Annotated in this window: 7 protein-coding genes and 2 pseudogenes; all 9 read left to right on the top strand. The window is 53.1% G+C overall.

The window, feature by feature from the left end; genetic code table 11:
- Positions 1 to 716, top strand: a pseudogene (locus tag PPOP_RS22540) (hypothetical protein); the annotation flags it as partial.
- The gene (locus PPOP_RS05215; RefSeq protein ID WP_006285048.1) at positions 716 to 1,228 is read left to right on the top strand and encodes a phage baseplate protein; all 513 of its coding nucleotides are present in this window, start codon (positions 716 to 718) and stop codon (positions 1,226 to 1,228) included. The pseudogene PPOP_RS22540 and the gene PPOP_RS05215, both read left to right, overlap by 1 nt.
- A complete protein-coding gene (locus PPOP_RS05210) occupies positions 1,225 to 1,554 on the top strand; it encodes a phage baseplate plug family protein (protein ID WP_006285047.1) in 330 nt (109 codons plus the stop codon). Before PPOP_RS05215 ends, PPOP_RS05210 begins: the two co-directional genes overlap by 4 nt.
- Positions 1,547 to 2,341 carry a phage protein gene (locus PPOP_RS05205; protein ID WP_006285046.1) on the top strand — a complete coding sequence of 265 codons (795 nt, stop codon included), beginning with the start codon at positions 1,547 to 1,549 and terminating at the stop codon, positions 2,339 to 2,341. The genes PPOP_RS05210 and PPOP_RS05205 overlap by 8 nt, the downstream gene beginning before the upstream one ends.
- Positions 2,338 to 2,727: a Gp138 family membrane-puncturing spike protein gene (locus PPOP_RS05200; protein ID WP_006285045.1), complete on the top strand. Its 390-nt coding sequence runs from the start codon at positions 2,338 to 2,340 to the stop codon at positions 2,725 to 2,727. The genes PPOP_RS05205 and PPOP_RS05200 overlap by 4 nt, the downstream gene beginning before the upstream one ends.
- Positions 2,728 to 2,740: 13 nt before the next feature.
- On the top strand, positions 2,741 to 3,100 hold the full coding sequence (locus PPOP_RS05195; RefSeq protein ID WP_006285044.1) for a contractile injection system sheath initiator: 360 nt from the start codon (positions 2,741 to 2,743) through the stop codon (positions 3,098 to 3,100).
- Between the two features lie 43 nt (positions 3,101 to 3,143).
- Positions 3,144 to 4,265, top strand: a complete 1,122-nt coding sequence (locus tag PPOP_RS05190) for a baseplate J/gp47 family protein (RefSeq protein WP_234399688.1) — start codon at positions 3,144 to 3,146, stop codon at positions 4,263 to 4,265.
- Positions 4,262 to 4,897: a hypothetical protein gene (locus tag PPOP_RS05185; RefSeq protein WP_006285042.1), complete on the top strand. Its 636-nt coding sequence runs from the start codon at positions 4,262 to 4,264 to the stop codon at positions 4,895 to 4,897. The genes PPOP_RS05190 and PPOP_RS05185 overlap by 4 nt, the downstream gene beginning before the upstream one ends.
- Positions 4,898 to 4,912: 15 nt before the next feature.
- A pseudogene (locus PPOP_RS05180) lies at positions 4,913 to 5,261 on the top strand (hypothetical protein); the annotation flags it as partial.

Raw genomic sequence — 5,261 nt, 5'->3', positions numbered from 1 at the left:
GCATAAAAAATGTCTTTATGGCGGTAGTATCTTTTTACGCCTATATTTATGGACAAGCATTTGAGGCTATTAAAACCGCTTTTGGTGTTGTAGTCTCTTGGCTTTCTGGAGTTTGGGACAAGATTAAAGTGGTATTTGCGGTAGTCGGTGAGTGGTTTGGTGATATCTTCGGCGAGGCTTTTACGGCTATAAAAACAGCCTTCGGTGGGATGAAAAAATGGTTTGGAAGCTTGTGGGAAGGCATTAAGGGTAGTTTTACCGGCTTTATCAATACCATAATCGACGGGATAAACTATCTAATTGATGGACTTAATAGCATCAGCTTCGATGTCCCGGATTGGGTGCCTGGCTGGGCAGGAGGCGGGGAAACCTTCGGCGTCAGCATCCCTAATATCCCGCATTTAGCAAAAGGCGGAATTGCGACTGAAGCAACCTTGGCCTTGATTGGCGAAGGGAAAGAGGACGAGGCGGTTTTACCGTTGTCTAAGCTACAGGCACTGCTTGATGCACCACGCTATCCAAATGGCTCGCCTACACCGGCAGCGCAGACACGTAACGCGGCACCAAGCCAAACAATGATATTTAATATCTCCGTCAATGTGAGTGGCGGCGACGCTGGCACCGCAGCGGCGCAAAACATCGGTGCGGTGGTCAAGCACCAGATACAGGATATCCTTGAGGGTACTGGCCGCATCCTCAACGCGGAGGTGCGATAGTGGCAAAGATAGACAAACATTACATCCTGGTAGAGTCTGAAAACCCAAGCTATCCGGTGGACGTCACGGAACAACCGGTCGAAAAAGGCGTCAACCTGACAGACCATGTCCAGCGCCAGGCCAGGACGATGGGGGTCAGCGGTTATGTTGTTGGCCCTGACGCGGCCAAAGTGCTGGCGTATCTGCGCAAGGCATCGGATACTGGCAAAATCGTCAAGTATGTGGGCCGCATTGCGTTTTCCGGTGTCATTACCGAATTGGCCACGACACACACCTATTCGATTGCCAACGGCTACAGCATATCCTTTATGATGCGCGAAATTCGCATTGCCAAGGCATCCAGAGCCAGTAAATTGCCCGCGCCGGTACGATCACAAGCCGCCTTAATCGTAAAGGCTGGCACTAAAAAGCAAAAAAAGAAGGGCGCAGGCAAGACCAAAATAATAAAAAGCACGAGCAAGGAAAAGACGCAGAAAGTCAAATTTAAGCCGGGAAGTAAGTGGGCGACATGAACTATGTAGATATTGAAAAAGAATTAATTCCCTACCGCTTTGATATTGAAATCGACGAGGAAACATTTACGTTTGAAGTGCATTACAACGCTGAACATGATTTTTTTACGGTCGACCTGGAGCTAGACAACGAAGTGCTGGCCGTAGGCGTCAAGATGGTTTACGGCGTGCCGTTGTTTGGTGATATTCAGGATTCGCGATCCCCCGCGTATCCATTACTGCCGTTGGATTTGTCCGGCGATAGTCAGGTAGTCAATTGGGACACACTGTCGGAGCGTGTTTTTTTATATGTTATCGACGAGGAGGCGATGGAGGAGGATGTGTAACTTTGGTCGAGTTGTGGAGGTCATGGTTGGCGGTATAAAGTTTTCGATGGCCGATTATGCGATAGAGGGGACTGTACCGTTTGACGATGATCCGTTGCCGAACGAATCCGAGATAAAAATCTGGAATCTCAAGCAAACGACGGTCAACAAAATCAAACGCAACAGCACGCTGGTCGTCAACGCCGGATATAAGGGCGATGTCGGGGTAATCCTGAATGGCCGTGTGTCATCCATCCGGACGACACGGGAGGGCATGGATCGGATTACAACGATCCACGTGCTTGACGGCGTAGACCTCAGCAAAAGAGAGGTCAAAGATGTTAGCTTTAAAAACGGGACGCTCGCCAGCTATATCATCAAGTCCATGGCGGCCAAAATCGGCCTGCCCATCGCGCAATTTGATCTAACGAAAGATTACCGCTATACAGAGGGGTACACGGCCAACGGAGCAGCGACGGAAATCATCAGCAAAGTCGCGGAGGACTGCAAAACTAGCGTGTACATTAACAAGGGTAAGCTGTACATCCGTAGTCTTAAGCACGGGCGAGGCAAGGATAAGCTATTCCAGCTCAGCGCTGATTCCGGGTTGATCGGAATCCCGGAATATCAAAAAGAGGAGCACAGCAAGGGATACCGGCTCACATCACAACTACAGTACCGTATCACGACGGCATCGGCAATCGACCTCAAAAGCGAGGCGTTTACGGGCCGTCTTTATGTACGCAGCGGCGCGCATGCCTTTAGCCGGACGGGTGACTTTACAACATCGGTGGAGGCGATCTTGTGAGACTGGTTGACCCTGCTGGCGCGTTGGCCAGGTTGTTGTCGGAGATGTCCGGCAAACAGTTAGGCGTCATTCATGTCTCCACGATCTGCCGGGTGCTGACCTTTGACAGGGCCGCCTGTAAAGCAACCGTGCAGCCCCTGATACGTTCCGGCCAGGGCGATCCAGCCCCTATCCAAAATGTGATTGCCTTGGGGCAACGGTTTTTAGTCAATGGGGAGGAGAGGAGCTACAAGCCCGCGCTGCGCGCCGGTGATGTGGTGTTTGTGGTATTTGCGGATCAGGAGATTAAAAACGGACTCTCCGGCAGCGTGTCCAGCCCCGACAGCATGAGACAGCACGACAAAAATGATGGGGTGATCATCGGGGTGTTCCCGGCATCACTATGAGGGGGTGGTATTGATGCGGTCACTATTGTTGGTCGATGGCGACCTGGTATTTCAAAATGATGAACTGGTCATGGTTGATGGCCAGGAGGAGCGAGTGCAATGCGTCCGCATTAATCTTGGGACCAATCAAGGCGAGTGGTTTTTGGATCCGGATATGGGCATTGATTTTGGCCTGTTTTTGGGTAAAAATCCAGTCGTAGAAGAGATGACTGAGGAGCTGCGCGACGGGCTGCACCAACTGGAATTTATCGACTCTGTGGACGACATCCAAATCAGGCAAAATCGCACGACACGGCAGCAGAACGTCATATTCACACTCGCGACGACGGACGGCGAGATATTGACGGAGGAAATAGATATCAATGTTGGATAGGACAGGTTTTAAGCGTGAGCGGTTTGAGGACGTTTATGCCAGCATGGAAAGTAAAGCAAAAGAGACGTTTGGGGAGACGATCAACACGTCTGCCCGGTCGCCGCTGGGCATCATCTTGCGTATCGTGGCCTGGGTGCTGGCCCGGCTATGGCAAGATACCGAGGACGTTTACAACTCCGCCTATGTCAATACAGCGGAAGGGACGGCTTTGGACAGGTTAGGGCCGTATGTTGGCATCAGCCGGATCGGCGAGCAGTATGCTGTCGGCTCCGTCGTGCTGACCGGGACAGCGGGCTATATCGTGCCGGCTGGATTCCGGATTGCTGCAGGTGATCGGTACTTTGAGACGGACTCTGACGCAGCAATCGGCGCAAATGGTACGGTACAGGTGCCAATTACGGCAGTCGATCCGGGCCAAGCCGGCAATGTCGCTGCAGGGACGATCATCGACATTGTCAATCCCAATGCGGACGTGATGGCGGTGACCAATCCGGCATCGATGCGTGGCGGTCGGGAAAAGGAAACGGACATTGAATTCCGCGAGCGCTTTTCGATGTCCGTATCCGCAAGCGGAGCTGGTACGGTGGACAGCATACGCGGGGCATTGCTTGCGGTGCCTGGAGTCCGGGCGGCGGTGGTTGTAGAAAACAATGCCAGCACACCGGATGGCGCCGGACGGCCACCGAAATCGTTTGAGGCGTATGTACTCGGTGGGCAGTCGACCGATATCGGGGCGGCGATATTTAGCAAAAAGGCAGCGGGCATTGAGTCGTATGGCACAGAGAGCGTCACGGTTACGGACTTGGCGGGGTATCCGCATACAGTCCGTTTTTCGTATGCGCAGACCATTGCGCTGGCGCTACGTGTGACCATTATTAAAAACAGCAGCTACCCGGTAGACGGGGCGGATCGAGTGCGGACGGCGCTGGTCAAGTATATCGGCGGCGAGGATACGGACGGACAAATATATGCCGGGTTGACTATGGGGGCCGCAGTCATTTATTCACGCCTGCTGGCTACCGTGCTCGCGATTGAGGGGGTTATCGATGCACAGGTAAAGCTATCAACAGACGACGGCTCGACATGGCGCGAGGACAATGTCACAATTGCGCAGCAGCGTGTCGCCCAAACGGCAGCAAAACAGATAGAGGTGCTTGTATCATGACTTTGCTCCAAGACTTAATATCCCGGCTGACAGACGTCTATCGCAAGGATGAGGGCAGCAATATCGGCAAACTGATGAGCATCATCGCGGCCGAATTGGAACGGCTGCAAGATACGCAACAGCGTATGCTGACGTGGCGGGATATCGACAAGGCCGAGGGGACGACGCTGGATCGCATCGGTACAAATGTCGTACAGCCGCGTGGGGCGGCGAGCGACGATGTATATCGCGTATTGCTCAAGTCAAAAATTGCCCGGAATCTATCCAAGGGTGATATTGATACCGTCATCCGGGTCATCTCTGTAGCGGTTGGTGCGCCTTACTCGGAGATTGAGATCTGCGAAAAGTACACGGATCCAGTAGAGCCGGAGCCTGCCGCAATCTCGCTTATGCGTTTGCCACTTGACCGTGTCAATGCGTCGGGCATCAGCCTTGAACAGTTTGCCTGTATCATACAGCGAACGGTAGCGGCGGGGGTGCGGGTTGATGCGGTTGAGCTCGCCGGCACGTTTTCATTTGGTGCTATCGGGGACTCTGCAGATCCGGCGAGTGGGTTTGCAGACTTGGTGCAGACCACTGGCGGCCGCCTGGGAGCCGTGTTGCAGGGCGACGATAATGATTTGCCGATTTAAGAGGAGGTTTTAGGGGTGACATTCGAAAAACAACCACCGAAATGGCTTGCAAAAGGAGTCGAACCGCCAGAGAGCAAAAAGGAGTCGGGGTGGGCGGCCAATGATCGCCCGCCGGCTGATTATTTTAACTGGCAGATGTTCACAACCTACGAAGCGTTACAGGAACTGCAGGAAAAGGCGGCGGAGAAGGATGACGTAGCGAAGGCGCTGAAAGACGCCAGAAAACACACAGATCAAAGTGTGCAGGCAATCACGCCCGAATCTATCGGCGCCGAAACCCCATCGGGAGCGCAGGCTAAGGCTAACCAAGCGGAGGCTAATGCCAAGGAGTATGCAAATAAAAAGGTAGCTAGCATCCATGTGC

This window comes from Paenibacillus popilliae ATCC 14706, assembly GCF_000315235.1.
In the GTDB taxonomy this organism is placed as follows: Bacteria; Bacillota; Bacilli; order Paenibacillales; family Paenibacillaceae; genus Paenibacillus_B; species Paenibacillus_B popilliae.
This window is presented reverse-complemented; position numbering and strand designations above follow the sequence as displayed.

Excerpts from the sequence above, each read along its gene's own strand:
- PPOP_RS05210 (WP_006285047.1), top strand. The coding sequence starts at position 1,225 with ATGAACTATGTAGATATTGAAAAAGAATTAATTCCCTACCGCTTTGAT.
- PPOP_RS05205 (WP_006285046.1), top strand. The coding sequence starts at position 1,547 with ATGTGTAACTTTGGTCGAGTTGTGGAGGTCATGGTTGGCGGTATAAAG.
- PPOP_RS05195 (WP_006285044.1), top strand. The coding sequence starts at position 2,741 with ATGCGGTCACTATTGTTGGTCGATGGCGACCTGGTATTTCAAAATGAT.
- PPOP_RS05190 (WP_234399688.1), top strand. The coding sequence starts at position 3,144 with ATGGAAAGTAAAGCAAAAGAGACGTTTGGGGAGACGATCAACACGTCT.
- PPOP_RS05185 (WP_006285042.1), top strand. The coding sequence starts at position 4,262 with ATGACTTTGCTCCAAGACTTAATATCCCGGCTGACAGACGTCTATCGC.